The sequence below is a fragment of the Lactiplantibacillus brownii genome, from assembly GCF_031085375.1.
In the GTDB taxonomy this organism is placed as follows: Bacteria; Bacillota; Bacilli; order Lactobacillales; family Lactobacillaceae; genus Lactiplantibacillus; species Lactiplantibacillus brownii.
Genome location: NZ_JAVCWF010000001.1, coordinates 625,551 through 644,441, shown reverse-complemented (window position 1 = coordinate 644,441; position 18,891 = coordinate 625,551). Strand labels below are relative to the sequence as shown.

Annotated in this window: 18 protein-coding genes and 1 other RNA gene; 7 read left to right on the top strand and 12 right to left on the bottom strand. The window is 43.9% G+C overall.

Annotated elements, in window-relative coordinates; translation table 11 throughout:
• Window positions 1–16 precede the first annotated feature (16 nt).
• The 11 genes from RA086_RS02645 to RA086_RS02595 all read right to left on the bottom strand — a co-directional run bounded on the left by RA086_RS02645 (window position 17) and on the right by RA086_RS02595 (window position 7,505).
• Window positions 17–364 carry a DNA replication initiation control protein YabA gene (locus RA086_RS02645; RefSeq protein WP_308702367.1) on the bottom strand — a complete coding sequence of 116 codons (348 nt, stop codon included), beginning with the start codon at window positions 362–364 and terminating at the stop codon, window positions 17–19.
• Window positions 365–389: 25 nt separating this feature from the next.
• Window positions 390–1,409, bottom strand: coding sequence for a DNA polymerase III subunit delta' (holB, locus tag RA086_RS02640; protein WP_308702366.1), 1,020 nt, complete (start codon window positions 1,407–1,409; stop codon window positions 390–392).
• An 18-nt stretch (window positions 1,410–1,427) separates the two neighbouring features.
• Window positions 1,428–1,757: a cyclic-di-AMP receptor gene (locus tag RA086_RS02635; RefSeq protein ID WP_137615837.1), complete on the bottom strand. Its 330-nt coding sequence runs from the start codon at window positions 1,755–1,757 to the stop codon at window positions 1,428–1,430.
• Window positions 1,757–2,419 (bottom strand): dTMP kinase, encoded by a 663-nt coding sequence (gene tmk, locus RA086_RS02630; protein ID WP_308704399.1) that lies wholly within the window; start codon window positions 2,417–2,419, stop codon window positions 1,757–1,759. Before tmk ends, RA086_RS02635 begins: the two co-directional genes overlap by 1 nt.
• 736 nt (window positions 2,420–3,155) lie before the next feature.
• On the bottom strand, window positions 3,156–3,419 hold the full coding sequence (locus RA086_RS02625; protein ID WP_407659048.1) for a YaaL family protein: 264 nt from the start codon (window positions 3,417–3,419) through the stop codon (window positions 3,156–3,158).
• A 3-nt stretch (window positions 3,420–3,422) separates the two neighbouring features.
• Window positions 3,423–4,022, bottom strand: a complete 600-nt coding sequence (gene recR / locus RA086_RS02620) for a recombination mediator RecR (protein WP_308702365.1) — start codon at window positions 4,020–4,022, stop codon at window positions 3,423–3,425.
• Between the two features lie 22 nt (window positions 4,023–4,044).
• Window positions 4,045–4,353 (bottom strand): YbaB/EbfC family nucleoid-associated protein, encoded by a 309-nt coding sequence (locus RA086_RS02615; protein ID WP_308702364.1) that lies wholly within the window; start codon window positions 4,351–4,353, stop codon window positions 4,045–4,047.
• Between the two features lie 21 nt (window positions 4,354–4,374).
• Entirely contained in the window at window positions 4,375–6,066 is a 1,692-nt protein-coding gene (dnaX, locus tag RA086_RS02610) for a DNA polymerase III subunit gamma/tau (protein ID WP_308702363.1), read from the bottom strand.
• 177 nt (window positions 6,067–6,243) lie between these two features.
• Window positions 6,244–6,341: signal recognition particle sRNA small type (gene ffs / locus RA086_RS02605), an RNA gene on the bottom strand.
• 47 nt (window positions 6,342–6,388) lie between these two features.
• Window positions 6,389–6,895 (bottom strand): tRNA adenosine(34) deaminase TadA, encoded by a 507-nt coding sequence (gene tadA / locus RA086_RS02600; RefSeq protein ID WP_308702362.1) that lies wholly within the window; start codon window positions 6,893–6,895, stop codon window positions 6,389–6,391.
• Between the two features lies 1 nt (window position 6,896).
• Window positions 6,897–7,505 (bottom strand): class I SAM-dependent methyltransferase, encoded by a 609-nt coding sequence (locus RA086_RS02595; protein ID WP_308702361.1) that lies wholly within the window; start codon window positions 7,503–7,505, stop codon window positions 6,897–6,899.
• A gap of 224 nt (window positions 7,506–7,729) precedes the next feature.
• On the opposite strand from RA086_RS02595, the gene RA086_RS02590 reads away from it, so the two are divergent.
• From RA086_RS02590 to RA086_RS02575, 4 genes are all read left to right on the top strand, one after another.
• Entirely contained in the window at window positions 7,730–7,960 is a 231-nt protein-coding gene (locus RA086_RS02590; RefSeq protein WP_308702360.1) for a redoxin NrdH, read from the top strand.
• Between the two features lie 140 nt (window positions 7,961–8,100).
• Window positions 8,101–10,266: a class 1b ribonucleoside-diphosphate reductase subunit alpha gene (gene nrdE / locus RA086_RS02585; protein ID WP_308702359.1), complete on the top strand. Its 2,166-nt coding sequence runs from the start codon at window positions 8,101–8,103 to the stop codon at window positions 10,264–10,266.
• Between the two features lie 29 nt (window positions 10,267–10,295).
• Window positions 10,296–11,306: a class 1b ribonucleoside-diphosphate reductase subunit beta gene (gene nrdF / locus RA086_RS02580; RefSeq protein WP_308702358.1), complete on the top strand. Its 1,011-nt coding sequence runs from the start codon at window positions 10,296–10,298 to the stop codon at window positions 11,304–11,306.
• A 106-nt stretch (window positions 11,307–11,412) separates the two neighbouring features.
• On the top strand, window positions 11,413–11,988 hold the full coding sequence (locus tag RA086_RS02575; protein WP_308702357.1) for an LOG family protein: 576 nt from the start codon (window positions 11,413–11,415) through the stop codon (window positions 11,986–11,988).
• Window positions 11,989–12,307: 319 nt separating this feature from the next.
• Here RA086_RS02575 and mprF read toward each other — a convergent pair whose 3' ends face one another.
• Window positions 12,308–14,926, bottom strand: coding sequence for a bifunctional lysylphosphatidylglycerol flippase/synthetase MprF (gene mprF / locus RA086_RS02570; protein ID WP_308702356.1), 2,619 nt, complete (start codon window positions 14,924–14,926; stop codon window positions 12,308–12,310).
• 300 nt (window positions 14,927–15,226) lie between these two features.
• Between mprF and RA086_RS02565 the strand changes: the two genes are divergently transcribed.
• The 3 genes from RA086_RS02565 (at window position 15,227) to RA086_RS02555 (ending at window position 18,849) form a co-directional block, all read left to right on the top strand.
• Window positions 15,227–15,886, top strand: a complete 660-nt coding sequence (locus tag RA086_RS02565) for a sunset domain-containing protein (RefSeq protein WP_308702355.1) — start codon at window positions 15,227–15,229, stop codon at window positions 15,884–15,886.
• A gap of 159 nt (window positions 15,887–16,045) precedes the next feature.
• A complete protein-coding gene (locus RA086_RS02560; protein WP_407659081.1) occupies window positions 16,046–17,050 on the top strand; it encodes a DNA/RNA non-specific endonuclease in 1,005 nt (334 codons plus the stop codon).
• Window positions 17,051–17,157: 107 nt separating this feature from the next.
• Window positions 17,158–18,849, top strand: coding sequence for a hypothetical protein (locus RA086_RS02555; protein WP_308702354.1), 1,692 nt, complete (start codon window positions 17,158–17,160; stop codon window positions 18,847–18,849).
• Window positions 18,850–18,891 lie beyond the last annotated feature (42 nt).

Below are 18,891 nucleotides of genomic sequence, written 5' to 3'. Positions count from 1 at the left end.
CTGTTCCCCCTCGTTTTTAGGACCGTTCACGGTCGCCATAGATCACTTCTAGACAAAAGACACAAGATTCATCATCATCGCGGCGTTTGCCGTAGAATTGATTACAGACATGAAAACCTTCATCATAAAGCTTCTCCAGATTTTGCCGTGATTTAGAAAGGGGAGCGGTACCAGCTGGTTTTTTCGGTAATTCATTTTCGATTTCGACCATGTGCTCACGTAAGTGTTCATTTTCAATGACGAGTTCGGCATTTTTTTCTAACACAGTCGTCATATCGGCTCTTAATTGAGCCATTTTTTCAAGCATCTGTTGCATTTGTTGTTCCATTTCACCGAAACTATCATATAAATCACGCTTATCCACACGCTCACCCTCAGCTTCCTATTAATTAAGCGTTTTTAAAAATTGGCCATAAGTTCAAAGTTAGACCTTCCAGCACATTTTGAAAACTCACGTTGCTAGCTAGCCGGCGTTTGGCGGTCAACGCTAATTCCGTCGCCTGCACTAACTGCTGATCTGTTAACTGGTCGGTCATTTGTTGTAACGCTTGTTGATACTGGCCGAAGCTTAATTCAGCGGCCGTATCGACTTGAAAATGTAATTGTAATAGATCTTGAAATAACGCGGCAACTAAGTCCAACATGACTAATTGCTGATTGCTATCCTTGGCTAAACCCACGAGACTCGTTTGTACCGCAACAAAACTGCGTGCATCACCTTTAACCACTTGTTCAAACCAGCGCCACAACTGTTCAACCGCATTAGGCAACCAATCATCCACTAGTAGTGCTTGCGCTTGGCTAACACTATTGGTCAAATGGCGTAAAGTTTGGGCCGCTTGTGGTTTAATACCAGCCGCTTCAAAATTTTTCTGCAAAGCGGCTGCGCCCAACGGTGGAAATTCAATCACTTGTGTTCGTGAAATAATCGTTGGTAACATTAACTGCTTGTTTGTCGTTAGTAGTAATGCGGTCACATTGCCACTGGGTTCTTCGATGAATTTAAGTAAACTATTGGCAGCACTAGCTGTCATTTTTTCAGCATCAGAAATGATAAATAACTTCCGATTTCCTTCGACAGCACTTTTGGAAAATTCTGCTTTTAAGTAACGTACTTGGTCCACATGAATGCTCTGACCAGTTGGCGCCACCGTCACAATATCGGGATGTTGACCATTTGCAATCCGCATGCACTCTTCACAAGTCCCGTCCGGTTCACCATCAACCACATGTAAGCAAAATAATCGTTGTGCGATCCAGTAGGCTAAGGTCTGCTGACCAGCCCCCTCCATCCCAGCAAATAGATAAGCATGGGCTAGATGGTTTTGCGCGATAATATGTTTGAATGCCGCCAATAAGCGTGGTTGTTTAACCGTTAAAGTTGCGCTCAGATTCTCGTTTTCTGCCATCTTAACAACCTCCACAACTTAGAATTGGTGGAACTGCTCAATTGGCAAGACAAATACCGTCGCACCACCGACCTGAACCTCAACTGGATAAGCCGAAGCGCCATCCATCGTGACGTCCAAATTAACTGGCGGTGTCATGAATTGGTCGCGCGCATGACTGGTACTTTTGATCATTTCCAAAACTTCATCTACCCGATCATCATCGATCCCGATCATAAATGTGGTATTTCCAGAACGTAAGAAACCACCCGTTGTCGACAATTTGGTGGCGCGAACGTTGGCTTCAATAAATTGACTACTTAATCGGTTACTATCTTTATCTTGAACAATGGCAATAATTAATTTCATCATTTCGACTTCCCCTCAGTTGCGAAATATTGCGGTAACTGGGTTGTCATGACCGTCATGGCCTGCGCGACAACTTGGTCCAGCGACTGACTGGCGTCTAAGCGTTTGATTCGGTCTGGATACTTTGCCAACATCCGCAAGTATGCCGCCTGAACACGACGATGAAAGCTCAACGCTTCAACATCCAACCGATTGACTTCATTTTGACGGTGTGTTTGGATTCGTTGCAGCCCAACTTCGGCGTCCACGTCAAAATACAACGTTAAATCTGGCAACAGGCCGGCCGTCGCAAACTGATTCATCTCATACACGGCTTGCTCGCCAATCCCACGACCAGCTCCTTGATACGCGATAGAGCTGTCAATATAGCGATCACACAGCACTAATTTATCCGCCGCCAAAGCTGGCAAGATTTTTTGCACAATATGTTGTCGCCGGGCCGCGGCATACAACAACGCTTCTGTCCGGTCATCCATGGCCGTATTTTTGCGATCTAAAATAATTTTACGAATTGCTTCTGAGATTTGATTGCCGCCCGGTTCACGAGTAACAACGAGTTGATCTCCCAGTCGTGGCGCAATTTTTGCCACGATGGCATTCAAGGCGGACGTCTTACCGGCGCCGTCTGGACCTTCAAAGGTAATTAATTTTCCTGTCAAAATTCCCAATCCCATCTAAAATTCATAGTTGTCATAATTGTACTTGATTGTCGCGACCATGTCTAATGGCTTTACCACTAGTGAGGGTATCAACCAATCTCATTTTACCGCATTAGCCACAACCAATTGTGTTTTTTAATTAATTACTAAAGGTTGAAAGTTAAAAATTGCCGGTCTGCACTACTACGTCAACAATCCGGTAATGAAAACTAGTCGACTACTGCCGCTTCCGGTTGTTGCCGATAACATGCGGACGAGGGACCGGTTCAAGCCATAGAAACGTCTTGAACCTCGCCCGGAAACTTTGCCAAAGCCGCAAATCTCCCGGACCGTCCGTGGTGTAAGGCCGGCAAAAGAACGCCGGTCAAACGCTACCTGCATGTCCGATGCTATCAGTAACAATCTCCAGCTAAGTCAGTAGTTATTTACGCTTAGTGGAGTCAGTCAAAATCGGTGTGCAGTGTCGGCGAGATTAATCGGCGTTCTTGGCTGACTAATTCGCGGGGCAATTCAAAGACGTGTTTTGTCGGCTTGGAATTGAGGCGTCAGACCGTACCTTGGCTGGCACCGTCCCCCACAGCACACCGATTTTGACTGACGGAGCGCTAAATTTAGGTGAGTCTATTTTAGGCTTATGGGTTACCGGTAGGACAACATTTGTGATGCTTTTGAGTCTTTCAACCTTTAGTTAATTATAAAAAAATCTGCCACCAAAATAAGTGACAGATAACTTTACTTTTTATTTATCGATAACCGACCGTTGAATTTGACTACCATGAACTTGTCGCCGCCGAGCTTCACGATACAAGTAGAGGTACTTCGCTCGTGCCAACGCAGTTTGAGTCACAAGTTCACTCGTATTGTTATCATAAATTGCTTGTTCATTTTGCTTAGCCCGGTCCCAATCGACCTTAGCCGAATTCAGCAACCCTAGCAATTGTTCATCATAGGTGGCTTTCGGTTGCTTGATCATTTGACGTCGTTTAAATAACATTCTTGGCATGACTTACATCTCCTGACGGCCTTCAACCGCCTTGAACAAGGTCATTTCATCCGCATATTGAATATCGCTACCAACCGACAACCCATGCGCCAATCGTGTGACTTTAATTCCCGCAGGTTTCACCAAACGCGAAATATACATCGCCGTGGCTTCTCCTTCTGGCGTTGCATTGGTCGCAATAATCACTTCTTTAATCGCATCATTTTGTTGTAGCCGCTTTAGCAGACTAGCAATATTGATATCTTCGGGTCCTTTACCATCAACTGGGGACAACACCCCGTGCAAAACATGGTATAACCCTTGGTATTCTTTGATTTTTTCCATAGCCATGACATCCTTGGCTTCTTCAACGACTAAGACCGTACTTTGATCACGGGACTTATCTTTGCAGATCACACAAGGATCGTCTTCGGTAATATTGCCACAGATACTGCAAAAATGCAGATCCCGTTTAGCTGCCACCAAAGACTTGGCAAACTCAGTCACGTCATCGCCATCCATGTCAATCGTATAAAAGGCTAAGCGTGTGGCGGTCTTGCCGCCAATTCCTGGTAATTTCATATAACTGTCAATCAACTTTGCAATTGGTTCTGGATATTGCATTACTCTACCTCACGACCGTTTTTTACTTCAAACCTTTAGTATACTTGCCCATCGTGTCTTGCGTTTGTGAATCAACTTGCGTCAAGGCATCGTTGACCGCTGCCACGATTAAATCTTGCAACATATCAACATCGTCCGGATCAACTGCGGCGGGCTTAATGCTAATATCTTGCATTTTCTTGTCCCCGGTAAAAGTTACCGTAACCATATCATCAGGGGCTTTACCCGTAAAAGTTTCTTCATTCAAAGCTGCTTGTTCCGTTGCCATTTGTTGTTGCATCTTTTTCATTTGTTTCATCATATTTTGCATATTGCCCATACCACGCATCATTATTATCAGTTCCCTTCAAATTTAATCTGGTTTAACTTCTACTAAATCACCGAATCGTTTTTCAGCTTCATCCACGACCGGCGCCTTTTGTGGTGCCTGCTTGGTCGCCGTGCCTTCTGGTTGGTGCGTTGCCAAATAATCTTTTCGAATTTGTGGCCACTGTTCTTTGGGCACACACACGATCTTCGGTGCTTGACCCATTAAGCGGTCCAAGCCGTTACCCAGCGCATCCATCAACACTTGATCATCAATAGCTTTTTGATATAAAAAGGCATAATCAAAAGCGACGACTACCCCAGCAGCACTGGCCGCGACCGGTTTGGCCACGTGCATCAACGCCCGTTGTGTCACACTCAAGATATTCATCAAGTCCGTCCAAACCTCACGAACCTTCAAGAGATCATCTTTCGTGGCCGCACCCAAGATTGGATAGATTTGGCTCACATTGACCTTCTTGACTACGGGACCACTATTTGGTCGTGCACGCGTTGGTTTTGGCGCGGTCGTCCCACCGCCAGTCGCTTTTAAGGCGGTCAATTCACTTTGCATCTGATCAACCTTGCTAGCCAGTTTTTGAATCGTTGGGTCGGCAGGATCAGTGGCAGCAGTCGCTGCGGCAACTGGCTTCGGCGCTTCTAGCTGAGCTAATTTCACCGTCAAAACTTCCAAGTAAACGTCCGGATGCGTCGTGAAGCGCATCTGTTGCTGAACGTCATTTAACGTTTTAATCATTTGATACAAAACTTCCGCATCAATCTGCTTGGCAAAATCAGCAAACCGTTGATCATCTTCGCCCATGGCAACACTGTCGACCATTTCTGGGGCTTGTTGATAGAGTAACACATCACGTGTGTAGCTAATCAAATCTTCGATAAATCGGTTAGCATCTTTACCTTCTTGTAAAATTTGCCGCATCGTCTCTAACGCCGGCTTAGTGACATGGCTCGTCACCTCTTCAACGTAATCGGCCAACAACTTTTTAGTGACGCTACCAGTCACCATCAACGCATCATCTAAGGTAACCGTATTGTCCCCAAAGGAGATGACTTGATCCAAAATGCTTAACGCATCCCGCATCCCGCCTTCTGCCGCTTGAGCAATGACCCGCAGTGCTTTTTCATCATAATCGACCTTTTTCTGCTGCAAAATGTAAACCATACGTTCATAACTATCTTTGGCCGTAATCCGACGAAAATCAAAACGTTGCGTTCGCGAAATAATAGTCAACGGAATCTTATGTGGCTCAGTCGTCGCTAAAATAAAAATAACGTTAGCCGGTGGTTCTTCTAGCGTCTTTAATAGTGCATTAAACGCACCGGTAGATAGCATATGGACTTCGTCAATAATATAAACTTTGTAATCAGCCTGCGTTGGCGCATACTTGGCTTTATCTCGGATATCCCGAATTTCTTCGACCCCATTATTGGAAGCCGCATCAATTTCGATGACATCGTTCATTTGGCCTTTCGTAATGGCCTGGCAACTTTCACAGTTATTACAAGGTTCCCCATCAACTAAATGATGACAATTAATCGCTTTCGCGAAAATCTTAGCGGCGGAAGTTTTCCCAGTTCCCCGCGGACCGGTAAATAAATACGCATGACTCGTTTGATGGGTCATGATGGCATTTTTCAAGGTCTGTGTAATCATCTGTTGCCCGACAATCTCATCAAAACGTTGGGGTCGCCAAACCCGATATAATGCCCGATACATGCGAATCTTCCTTTCTATATTGACTAATGAAGTATGTATGAAACTGTTTTTAAGTTAAAAGACTGTCTCCGTGGACCAGCACGTTCGCTGTGGCGCAGGCCGTCGTGGCACTTATTTTAATGACTAACATTTAATTAAATAAAAAGCTCTCAACCGAATGGCTAAGAGCTGTTACATTTCATAAAAACAAAAGGCACAAGATGAAGCAAACTTAGTGCTGCTTCCTTCCGGACCTGACACGATTCGTAAATCCACCCTTGCCTTAAGGCCTTGCGGCAAATACTATAATACATGATTTATTCAGAGAATGCTAGCCATCCGCCTAATTTTTTTCGGCAGCGGCCCGCTTCGCTTTTTTCTCAGCCTTTTTCCGCTTACGAATATCGCGGAAAAAGTTTTCTAACATTTCGCCAGCTGGCCGTGCCAAAAGTCGTTCATGAACCTCGACTTGATGGTTCAACCGATCGTCACTTAATAATTCATACAGACTACCAACGGCCCCAGCTTTGGGATCACGTGCCCCATAATAGAGCGTTGGGATGCGTGCGTTAATGATGGCACCACAACACATGATACAAGGCTCAAGGGTCACATACATTTGGCAATCTTCTAGCCGCCAACTATGCAAGTATTCGCAGGCTTCTTGAATCGCAACAATTTCGGCATGCAATGTGGCATCTTGACCATGCTCCCGTAAATTGTGTCCGCGTCCAATAATCTCACCTTCATGGACAATAACGGCGCCAATCGGTACTTCGCCGATCAAGCTAGCCATCCGAGCTTCATGCAAGGCTTCGAGCATCCATTTTTCCGATTCGGTCGCTTTCAAATTATCCCTCCTTGATACTTTGCAAAATATAGTAGCCTTTATCCTTCTTAATAATAGTACAATTACCAAAAGTTGCCGTCATCAATTTTTTAGCAGACGGTGCCCCTTGCTTCTTTTGCAGCACGACCGTTAACGTGCCCTGAGCTGCCAAATGGTCGATGGCACCCGTCAGCATTGCGTCCACGACTGCTTTACCGGCGCGAACGGGGGGATTAGTCACAATGGCCGCATAGTCCGTCGTGGTCACTTGATCATAACAATCTGAAGTAAAAATATTAACGTTCGTAATTTGATTTAACGCGGTATTCTTGCGTGCCAAACTCAATGCCAATTCATTGACATCCACCATATCGACCGTTCGTTCCGGTGACTGGTAAGCCAACGCCATGCCAATGGGACCGTAGCCGGTTCCTAAATCTAAGATTGCACCGGCCGGCAAGTTAGTTGGCTCAAAGGCAGCTAATAGGGTCCGTGACCCATAATCTAAAGTTCGTTTGGAGAAAACCCCGTTATCCGTGGTAAATTTAAAGTCATGATTAAAAATTTCAAAATTCCATTGCTTTTCGTCATGCACAACGTCTGGATTGTGTGTATAATAATAGTTGGTCATATTTATTTTCCTCTGAATTTGTAGGCTAGTTCTATGATAACTGATTCTGATAAATAACGACAATTAATTTAAAAAACTTTATTTACGGTTAAAGGCCGTCGCTAACACAACATCTTGTATTTTGGACTTGCTTCGTCCACAAGATGTTGTGTTTTTTGATTGTATTTTCCCTATCTTGTTGTATACTAAATTTATCGATTAAAACGAATTAAGGGTGATTAACTATGAAAAAAGTAACGGTATTTACGAAAAACAATTGTATGCAATGCAAGATGACCAAGAAGTTTTTGGCTGCCCACAACATTGCCTTTGAAGAAAAGAACATCAACATCAATCCTGAATATGTTGACTACTTAAAGGATCAAGGTTTCCAAGCGGTTCCCGTTGTCGAAATCAATGGCGAAAGCAGTATTGCTGGTTTCCGCCCCGATGCTTTAAAGCAGCTCGCTGTATAGCACCACCGCGCTTTTTTGCGTGGCTACATAGTTGCGATTCAGCACTTATTTATATGCGACCCACAATCAATAGGACTCTACTGATTGTGGGTCGTCCATTTTAACCACAACTTTCAAACTAGATAGAAAGAGGAGTACTCATGACCCTAAAAAATTTAAAAGACGTCACGTATTACGATTTGAACAACGAAATTAATATTCCGGTTGATAATCAGATTCCGCTGAACAAAGACCAAGAAGCCTTGGCAGCTTTTCTCGATCAGAATGTTCGCCCCAACACGAAACGTTTTGACAACTTAAAGGCTCGTTTTGATTATTTGCTTGACCACGATTATCTCGAAGAAGGTTTTGTTGAAAAATACGACTTCAGCTTTATTGAAAAAGTCTACGATTATCTCAAATCACAAGATTTCCATTTTAAAACTTTCATGGCTGCTTATAAATTTTATGCTCAATATGCGTTAAAAACCGATAATGGCGATTATTATCTGGAAAACTATATTGATCGTGTCGCGATGAACGCTCTTTATTTTGCGGATGGCGATGAAAAGTTGGCGCTAGATTTAGCCGATGAAATGATCCATCAACGCTATCAACCAGCCACGCCTAGTTTTCTGAATGCCGGTCGTGCGCGTCGTGGTGAATTAATATCATGTTTCTTGATTCAATCGACGGATGACATGAATTCCATTGGTCGGACGATCAACTCGGCCCTACAACTTTCTCGAATTGGTGGTGGCGTTGGGATCAATCTCAGCAATTTACGGGGTGCCGGTGATCCTATCAAGCATATCGACGGTGCTGCCAGTGGAGTCGTCCCAGTCATGAAATTATTGGAGGATAGTTTTTCTTACTCCAATCAATTAGGCCAACGTCAAGGAGCCGGAGTCGTTTATTTGAGCGTCTTCCATCCAGACATTATTGCCTTCTTGTCTGCTAAAAAAGAAAACGCCGATGAAAAAATTCGTCTAAAAACGTTATCGTTAGGTGTCACCGTTCCAGATAAGTTCTATGAACTCATCAAGGAAGATGCCGATATGTACCTCTTCAGCCCTTATGGTGTTGAACGCGAATATGGCGAACCCTTCTCCTATGTTGATATCACTAAAGAATATGACAACATGGTCAAGAACCCTAACATCAAGAAAACGAAGATCAAAGCTCGTGATTTGGAAAATGAAATCAGTAAATTGCAACAAGAATCTGGTTATCCTTACGTCGTTAACGTCGATACCGCCAATCGTGACAATCCGATTGATGGCAAAATCGTCATGAGTAACCTTTGTTCTGAAGTCATGCAAGTCCAAACCCCTTCATTGATCAATGATCAACAAGAATACGAAAAGATGGGGACGGATATTAGCTGTAACCTCGGTTCTACTAATATTGTCAACTTGATGCACTCGCCAAACTTTGGTCATTCGGTCGAAGCAATGGTCCGCGCCCTCACCTTCGTTACGGATAACTCAAACGTTGATGTGGTCCCTTCTATTCAAAAAGGGAATCATCAGGCTCATACGATTGGTTTGGGTGCAATGGGCTTACACGCTTTCTTTGCCAAAAACCAAATGACCTATGGCTGTAAAGAAGCCGTTGATTTTACTAACATTTACTTCTTGCTCTTAAATTACTGGACGCTCAAAGCATCTAACGAAATTGCTCGTGAACGTCAAACCACTTTCGTTAATTTTGAAAAATCAAAATACGCGGATGGCTCTTATTTTGACAAATATACCGAACAAGCTTGGCAACCAAAGTTTGCGAAGACCCAAGAACTTTTCAAAGATATCTTTATTCCAAGTCAAGCCGACTGGGCCGCGCTAAAAGCTGATGTCATGCGGGATGGGTTATACCACCAAAACCGGATGGCTGTCGCACCAAACGGGTCGATTTCATACATCAATGACACGACCGCTAGCTTGCATCCGATCATCAATCGGGTCGAAGAACGTCAAGAAAAGAAAATAGGTAAGATTTATTATCCCGCTCCTTACCTATCTAATGATACAATTAACTATTATAAGTCAGCTTATGATACAGATATGCGTAAAGTCATCGATGTTTACGCCGCCGCACAACAGCATGTGGATCAAGGGATGAGCTTAACCCTCTTCATGCGTTCCACGATTCCTGCTGGCTTATATGAATGGAAAGACGGCCGCACAGACAAGATGACGACTCGAGACTTAAACATTCTCCGGAACTATGCTTACCGGAAAGGGATCAAGTCGATCTATTACATCCGGACCTTTACGGATGACGACGGTGAAGTTGGCGTCAATGAATGTGAAAGCTGCGTAATTTAGAACATTAGATCTCTAGGAGGACACTGGCTATGGCAACAGACTTGGCTTATTACCAAAAACTTCTCAGTAACGGCAACTATAAAGCAATTAACTGGGATCACGTTTCAGATGCAATCGATAAAAGTACTTGGGAAAAATTAACCGAACAATTTTGGTTAGATACTCGAATCCCCGTTTCCAATGATATGGCGGACTGGCGTAATTTAGATGATGATCATCGTTGGGTCGTGGGACACGTCTTTGGTGGGTTGACTTTACTAGATACCCTTCAATCGCAAGATGGCCTACAATCTTTACGGCGGCACGTCGTTACCCCACATGAAACGGCTGTTTTAAATAACATCCAATTTATGGAATCCGTTCATGCCAAGAGTTACTCAACGATTTTTGAAACGTTGAATACTCCCGATGAAATCAATGAAATCTTCGACTGGAGTGACAGCGAAGAATACTTGCAAAATAAAGCTAAATGGATCTACAAATTATATGATAATTTTGATGAAGATCCTTTGAAGCAAAAAGTTGCTAACGTCTTCTTGGAAACCTTTTTATTCTACTCTGGTTTTTACACGCCACTCTACTACTTGGGTCATAACCAATTACCAAACGTCGCTGAAATCATCAAATTGATTTTACGGGACGAAAGTGTCCATGGCACGTATATTGGCTATAAATTCCAATTAGGCTTTAAAGATCGGTCTGACAAGGAACAGGCTGAATTTAAGGACTGGATGTTCGATTTCTTATACAAATTATATGAAAACGAAGAAAACTATGTTCATTTAGTTTACGATCAAGTTGGCTGGTCTGACGAAGTCTTAACCTTTAGTCGTTACAATGCGAACAAGGCCTTGATGAATTTAGGTCAAGACGCCCTCTTCCCAGATACGGCCGAAGATGTTAATCCAGTCGTAATGAATGGGATCTCAACGGGGACTTCAAACCATGACTTCTTCTCACAAGTTGGGAATGGTTATCGTTTAGGTCAAGTTGAGGCCATGCAGGATACCGATTATGATATTGGCGAACCTGACGATTAATTAAGTGCCTTTTTAGTGGCCGGTTCAGTGATGAATCGGCCACTTTTTTGATTCCAAAATGGCTCTAAAGAGCAGTTTAATCCTGACAACTAGAAAGGTGACATTTATGACAATTCATAATGTTTGTGTTTTTTGTGGCTCTAATTCGGGCTTAGATCCAAAATTTGCTAACAAGACGGCTGAACTCGGTCGTTATTTGGCAGCCCACGACTATCAACTCATCTATGGCGGCGGTAATCACGGTTTAATGGCCGATGTTGCACAAGCTACCTTGGACGCAAAGGGTCGTGTGATTGGGATCATTCCCCATTTCTTAGTTGAACGTGGCCTCGCCTTAAAAACCGTTACGACTTTTGTTGAAACCAAAACCATGAGTGAACGTAAAGAAAAGATGTTGCATCTCGCAGATGCCTTCATCGTATTGCCTGGTGGCTTTGGGACTTTTGAAGAATTCATCCAGATGCTCTCTTGGAGCCAAATGGATATTCATCAAAAACCCATTGCCCTATATAACATCGATGGCTTCTATGACCCAATGGTGACCATGATGCAGACAGCTACTAAATACGGCTTCGCGCCTAAAGAGAATCTGGATCTGTTCATCAACGGGCACGATTTAAATGAGATCTTTACTGGCTTTGATACCTTTAAGCACGTGTTACCACCTAAGTACACTAACTAACGCCAAAGAAATTGGAGCGCTATTTGACTGATTTCTTGTAGCGTTCGTATTTAAAATAGCTCATTAATTGTCCGCCTCCGACGTCAAATAACGATTGCCCCTATTGATAATCTAGTACAGATGAGAGAAAGCTTAGCTTGTGAGACCGCACTACTTTGACTCACAACATGGCCACCACGTTCCAGCATCGATCCAGACCAACTGGAGCGGCAAGTTAAGCAATATAGGCTAGCTGTAATACATGAGTCTAAAAAACGATTAATAATCACTCAAAAGTTCGAGTGGTCATTAATCGTTTTTTTTAGCTACTATTTTGCTTTTAATGGTGATTCATATTTTGTACCCACTTGGGAATCAAAAAATTGTGCTGACCACCATGCTTTTTGCTCCGGGTATTGACAACTTGTAATAGCTGTAGAATCGTAAAGATCAGTGAATTCCGCTTACGATAAGCAATATATTTAGGCGCCCAATCAGTCACATACTTTTCCTTATATGACCGTAATCCCTGAAATCCGTATAACTGATAGCCATATTCATAAATTAAATGGGCTATTTTTTCCTGGATAAAGCTGTAGCGAGAGACTCCCACACCAGCCAGCGGGGCCATCCCCATGTTGAACGAGACATAGCCTTGATTCCGCGCATCTTCAAATAAATGAACAAACACCGTATCCATAATGCCGGATGGCGCATCCGAACTGGAACGCATCAAATCAATTGAAGCAACTTGATCATTCCCTTGCGGCATCAGATTCGCAAATGCCACCAATTGATCTTCAGCGTTATAAACTACTGCAACGGGTGCCTGATTCAAATAAGTCTCATCAAAGAACCCCAATGAGAAGCCCTTTTCAGTTTCACCCTGCAGCCAACTGTCCGAGACGGCTCGTAATGCCGCCATGGTGTCCTCAGAAAATGGTGGTTGCAGCACTTTAAACGTATAGTGATCACGGGTAAACTTGTTCATCAAGGCGCGCTCACCACGAAGCCGTTTGCCGGCCAAACTAAAGTCGGCCAACTTAACATGGCCTTCTTCACCAGTCTTGATAAAGTCAAAGCCCATTTCGTGCAGACGCATCGTGAGCGTTTCATTAATTTCATAAAATACGAGTGAACAGCCATCGCTGTCAGCATCGTCCATCAGCTGTTCTAAGGCCGGTTGAAGATAGTCCTGGTTACCAAACGGCTCACCCATTAAAATTAGCTTGTCAGCCTTCTGTTGATACAGGAAAGCTAACTGATCGACACCATCGACTTGATAGTAATAAACCAACTTGTCATTCAAAAAGGCCAAATGAGAGATTTCATTCCCACCAAAAGTCGCAATCAATTTTTTCATACGAGCCGCATCTAATTTAAGGCCTAAACGCGCATTATGACCACGCGCCAAGTACCCATACATCGCAATTAAGATTAAGGCTGCCAAGACCAACCCAATGATCCCAAATAACCATAATTTTTGTGATGGGAAGAATAACGCTTCCGGAACCGCGTGACGATGATGAATTTGTGGCGCATTATAGACACCCACAATCGTATACAGCACAAAAGTAACCACATACACACAGGCGACCCAGAGCGTTTGTCCCCAAGAAAAAGCCAACCGTTCACGATAATAGGCATGCTTGGATAATGCCACCAACGCTAAAATGATGACTAAGAAGATAATAAATTTCATCGAAATCGCATCATAGACGACTAGCCAACGAATGGTGTTTAGGATGGCTACCAGTAAAATCACGACCGTTGGCCAAAACACCCTTTTAACCCGACCAGCAGTCCCTAAGGCTGCCCCAATCAAGAGAAACGCCATCAAAATACTGCTGGCTTGATTAATGAAAAAGAACGTAAACGGATAAACTTGCAGAAAAAGCTTGTTATTGTACGCAAAATTAGGGACCGTCGACATTAATAACATCATAAATCCAGATAAATATAAGAATAGCGTCAAGGCAATCTGAGCAACCCGTTGTAGCGCCACTTTCGGTAAGCCTTCCAACCGAACATTGAGTCGATGCCCCGTATCATGGACGAATAAGGTCAGCCCGATGGCAAACGGGATAATATAGTAAAATAACCGATAGAAGAGCAACCAAGCGACCGCATCCGGCCGCGAAACCCCGACAGCACCGAGGCCAAAGATCATGAACACATCGAAGGACCCAATCCCACCTGGCACCATCGAAACTTCCCCGACGACCGAAGCGATCACAAATAATGGCACTACGGCAGCGAAATCAATCGGTAACTGCATGAAGTTCCCAATTAAGAGGAAGAACAGCACACAGCCGGTCCATTCGCCAAATGACCCACTTAGTAAGCGGACCACGTTCCCCATCGTTAACCCTTTAAAAAATTCAGAATCATTGACACGTGTAAAAATAAAGATGGCCGGAAAATACAGCGCACCACCGACTAACCAGATCCAATAACTATCGTAAACGCCGCCAATACGGAAGCCGTAAACTAAAATCAATGAAATCATGCAATACAGCGATAACCCAGAAACTAAAAATAGCGCAATTTTAGAAATAGCAAAGACGATCTGTTTCTTACTAGCTGCCTTATTGTAAAAATTAGCCCGCAACGAGGCCCCCAAAACGCCACCAAAGCCACCAATGTTCGTAAAAGTATTCGTAATCCAACCGGCTTTTAAAATATAAGCTCGTGAATAATGATTGGGTAAAAATTTTGTAATCATAACATCATAGGTGAGCATTGGCGTCACAGCAACAATACCAATAATGACCATGCTTAATAAATGCCACCAAGATTGCGACGCTAAGGCGGTGCCCAATTGCGCACCACTGACCTCTTTCGCAATTTTGCCGACCTCTGTAATCACGAATAGTAACACTGAAAAAATAAAGAGTGCTTTGATCAGTCCCATTCGCTTATTCAGCACAGCCCCCAATTTTTGTAACGTTGCTTTCAAAAATCATTCCCCCAATAATCTAGTTGTTCCTATTATCGCAAGCTTTAACCATTTATACAACCACCCACGGTCTCAGCTTACTTCACTTAATTATCATTCATTGATTACTTCCGTAAAAGACGCCCAAATCTGCGCCCTAATTTTAGTCAACTGGCGAACACTCTGAAAATTCTAATAAGTCCTATCATTAAAGCCTAATTTCAATCACAGTGATTATTTAGCAAATCACCCGTAATTGGGCTTTACCATTCGGTTTCCACTCTTGTATAATTTAAGTATTAACTATTGGAGGGGAACCAAATGTATTTCAAAAGAGCTACCCTACTAGCCGTGCTCGGATTAACCTTGCTCAGCGGCTGTGGGTCGACCAAGACATCCGCACCGAAGACTATCACTAAGCATCAGATCAGTTACGTTGATCATCGCACTAAGGCCAATCAAGACGCTTGGTCCGCGGCTAAAGCGGAAAGTCAAGCCATTGCGGCATCCGCTAAAAAGCTGCGCGAAGAATCCACGACATTAGTCAAAGCCGAAACCGAAGCTAGCTCGCAAGCGAGTGAGTTAGCTGAAAGTCGTCAGACCGCCAAAGCCGCTTCAGAAAAAGCGGTTCGGGAAGCTGCCGAATCATCCACTAAACAAGCCGCTGCTCAAGCTTCAGCCGCGAGTGCCGCTGAAAAGGCCGCTGCTAGCTCAACTAAAGCCGCCTCGAGTTCGGCTAAGGCCGCTTCAGAGTCTGCTGCTTCGACACAAACTAGCAGTGCCGCGAACACAACTAATCATGCTAATAACTTTTCTGGTAATACCGATACGGCCCAAAATGGTCGCGTTGTTGGTAACAGCCGTTCCAAAATTTATCACGTTGAAACCCAGCATAATTATCATATGTCCGGTAAAAATGTCGTTTACTTCAATTCAGAGGCGGACGCCCAAGCGGCAGGTTATCGGAAATCAATGCGTTAAACACTTTGGAGGAAAACAATTATGAAAACATTTCTAGGCCTAATCATTTTTATCGCCAGCTTTTATTGGGCTTGGCATCTCACCCGAAATAAACATTATCAAGGTAAACAATGGCGACGTCATGCGTGGCCGACTGCAATCCCCCTTTTAATCAGTCTGATCCTACTTGGGAGTAGCATCAGTGGCCTAATTTTACTGGCTGGACTTGGTTACTGGGGCTGGCACTTAATCGTCCGCAAAAACTATCGGGGAAAACAACTGCTCAAATATGGTTGGCCCATCATCGTAGGACTATTTGTTAGCATTGGTTTGATTGGGAATACTAGCACCGCCAATGCCACGCCGGAACCGAAAGTCAAAGTTGAAACAGTCAAAAAAGTCCGTGCGATCACGGTTAAAAATGATCGAAAGTTACTAGCACTACAGAAGGCTAACTCGAGTTCCGCTAGTAGTTTAAAAACTGAAACTGCCGACTTAGCCAAAGAAAAGTCAAAGATCGATCAAACTAAAGCTAAAAACCAACAGGCCGGCGCCACTAAAGAAACTGCAACCACCAGTGTTAAAATTGGCGAGAGTCCTAGTGCGACTAGTTTAGCCAACATGGCTTATACTGGTCAGCAAACGATTGTGATCAATCACAATCATCCGGCCTTTAGTTCAGCTGACTTAGCCACGGATCATGGGACTTGGCAACGCTACGGTAATTTAGATCAATTGAACCGCGTCACAGCCGCAAATGCCCTGTTGTCGCAATCTCTGATGCCCAAGGCTAAACGAGAAGCGCTCAATGTCAATCCAACAGGCTGGCGAAACAAACAGCTTGCTAGCGGGTGGTTATATAACCGGAGTCATTTGATCGGTTACCAACTCACCGGCCAAAACAATAATCCTAAAAATCTCATGACAGGGACTCGTTCACTCAACGCTCCTGAGATGGTCACTTATGAAAATCAAGTCGCAGATTATTTAAAAGCAAATCCTAAAAATTATGTCCGCTATCAAGTGACCCCTGTTTTCAAGGACAACGAATTATTAGCCCGTGGGGTCCAAATGCGGGGTCAATCCGTTGGCAGTGATGCTGTCAGTTTCAATATTTATATTTTCAATGTCCAAGCTGGTATGACATTGAACTACAATGACGGGACCAGTCGCGTCGCTAAATAAGATCATTTTTATCGTAAAGCCCCGACCAACAGTTGCTTGTCTCACTCTTGGTCGGGGCTTTATCACCTGTTAAATCTTTAATCACGAGTCACTTTGGGGGGTTACTCATGCGCAAAAAAAATATTGCACTTAACTTGGCTTACAGTGGGCTATTCCTGCTGATCGTCTTCATCATGCTTTATCCATTTTGGCGGCCACATCAATTAGTGGTGCTTAGTGATTGGTCCTTTCATGCGTCACGTGTAGAGGAAATCTTTCTTAATTTAAAAGCCGGTCAGTGGTTAACCACAATTGCGTCTCAGACTTTTCAAGGGACTGGTTCCGGGACTTTTCTATTCTATCCCACGCCACTACTCTACCTGTGGGCAGGTCTCCGATTTATTGCCGCGCCACTGACCGCCTTTTTTCTGTGGTTAGGACTACTCATTTGGGCCGGCTTAACGATCAGTTTCTTTTGTTGCTATCGGCTCACCCATCGCCGTCAACAGGCGCTTATTTTTAGTTTAGTCTATAATTTATTACCTTACCGGTTGATGCTAGGACTGGGCGTCTTTACCTTGGCCGAGTTCGTTGCCACCCTCTTTTTACCGTTAGTCTTTCTGGGCTTTTATCAACTTTTGAAGGGAAAGCTCACTGATTGGCCGCTATTATCACTAGGTATGACGTTGATCCTCTACACGCATCTCTTGACTGCAATCTTAGCGACCGAAATTATGACCGTATTGCTACTAGCGGTGCTCATTTACACTCGTCATTTTACCAAGCCACAATGGATTGCTTTACTCAAAAGTATTGGACTCACAATTGGCTTAACGCTACCAATTATCATCCCTTTTTTCACCGACTTCATTGGGCAATCCGTGGCCACCGTGTCACAAGGTATCGCTTTTCTCCTCCCGTTAAATGACGTGGTATTGAATTCGTTAGGCAATCAATTAACGCCAGGTATCGGCATCCTATTATTGGTGCCAATTATTTTCTATTCAAAACTCGCTGGTGACAATCATCGTTACCAACTTGCGACGATGATTGGTGGCTTATTACTATTAGTTTCGACTGCTATTTTCCCATGGACATTGCTGAGTCACACTTTCCTAGCAGTGGTGCAAATGCCTTACCGTTACCTCAGCTTTGCCGGCCTATTTCTGGCTGTAGCTTTCGCCAAACTGGCACAGATTGGCTTAACCAAAACCTCGCTTAACACTAAGCCAATCATTGGCTTGGGACTCATCCTCATCGTCAGTGGTGGCTTATATTTTGGCGAAGTTGCAACAACCATCACTCGCAACCAGACCGGCGCTCAGCTGACGGCATTACCACAACCAAAAACTGTGGGGGCCACCTTACCAGAACCATTTTTGCTGCGTAATCAAAATTATGCCAATCAATTCGCCTATCGCGTCAAGTGGGGCGAAACGGATTACTTTCCGCAAAAAAGTTTGGCACATTCTGAGTCGATCATTAACAACCAGACTTATCTGAACCATCACGCCATCAAGCTACGAAAAGTGAGCGCGCCTAACCAGATCACTTATCAGATTAAGCTCGCCAAACACAGTGTGCTTGATTTTCCGGTCGTACGCTACCACCAGACGACATTACACGTAGACGGTCAGGCTCAACCATTGCAAACTAGCTTCCGTGGCACCGTTCAAACCGAGTTAGCTGCCGGAAAACATACCGTCAGCATCGGTTATCAACCCTCTAAATGGTTTTTCGCGAGTCTTTTCATCGCGTTTGCCAGTTGGCTCGGACTAGCTGTCGCCGTTATTTCAAAATGGTGGCACAGCAAGCACTAACGCTTTATCAACTAAAAAATGCTCGACTTCGATTAACAATTG